A 1,134-nucleotide genomic window follows, 5' to 3' on the forward strand; every position below is an offset into this window, starting at 1 on the left:
GACCGGTACTCCCGATGTCACGCTGCTCTCCACGAGCCTATTCATCACCGGATTGCTCGGCGGCAGCGTCAACGGTTCGAGCGGCCGCGCCATCATGGGCTGGTTCCGGGAAAACGAGCGCGGCTTCGCCATGAGCATCAGGCAGACGGCGGTGCCGCTTGGCGGCGGCCTTGGCGCGCTCGTGCTGCCCTCGCTTGCGCTGGCTTTCGGCTTTGCCGCGGTGTTCGGAGTCCTGGCGGGTGCATCCGCTCTGTCTGCCCTGTTCGCCTGGCGCTGGCTGCACGAGCCGCCGACGGCGGGCGAGGGCCATCCCGCTTCGGCTGTGGCCGGACCGGCGCCGCTGCGCAATCGCGACGTCTGGCGTATCGCGACCGCCATCGGCCTGCTCTGCTTTCCGCAGGTGGCCGTGCTCACCTTCGCCTCCGTATTCCTGCACGACTTCGTTGGGTTGGGAACGGCGGCAATCAGTGCCAGCCTCGCCGCGGTGCAGATCAGCGCCATGGTCATGCGCATCTGGAGCGGCCGCTTCACCGACCGTTATGGCAACCGCCGCCAATTTCTTCGCCTGTGCAGCGCGTTCAGCGCCCTTGCCTTCGCCATGCTTTGGCTGCTGGTCCTGTTCGGCCCAACCATTCCGGGCGGCCAGCTCATCTGGTCGGCGGTTCTTCCGGTCGTGCTTATTGTCGCAGGCATCTCTGTCTCCGCCTGGCACGGCGTCGCCTACACCGAGCTTGCCACCCTTGCCGGCGCCGGCCATGTCGGAACCGCGCTCAGCCTTGCCAACACCTTTGTTTTCGTCGGCTTCTTCCTGGTGCCGGTGGCCATTCCGGGGCTCTTGCACCTCTGGTCCTGGTCCGGCGTCTGGCTGGCGGCCGCCATCTGCGCGCTGATCGCCCGGCCGATCTTCCTGCGCCCGGCCTGAATGGTCCGGCCGCAAAATCGCCCGACTTCGCAACCACGACCTCGGGCCGACCGGGAAAACCCGATCGAATCCGTTAACGTCCCATCAAGGTTAATGCATCATTTTGCTCTCCAGTGGGGTCTGTAGCGTTCCTGGAGAGAGTTCCGTGCATCGACGTGTGTTGAAGCGGCTGGTTGCCGCCGCCGGTGAGAGAAAACGTGGCTTTCTGGGTC

At 65.8% G+C, this 1,134-nt stretch carries 1 protein-coding gene; it reads left to right on the plus strand.

The annotated features are described in order from the left end of the window. On the plus strand, positions 1-922 hold a 922-nt coding region (locus EN994_RS32480; protein WP_164746476.1), incomplete at its 5' end, for an MFS transporter. Positions 923-1,134: the final 212 nt, after the last annotated feature.

This window comes from Mesorhizobium sp. M7A.F.Ca.CA.002.09.1.1 (assembly GCF_003998555.1).
GTDB classification, from domain to species: Bacteria; Pseudomonadota; Alphaproteobacteria; order Rhizobiales; family Rhizobiaceae; genus Mesorhizobium; species Mesorhizobium ciceri.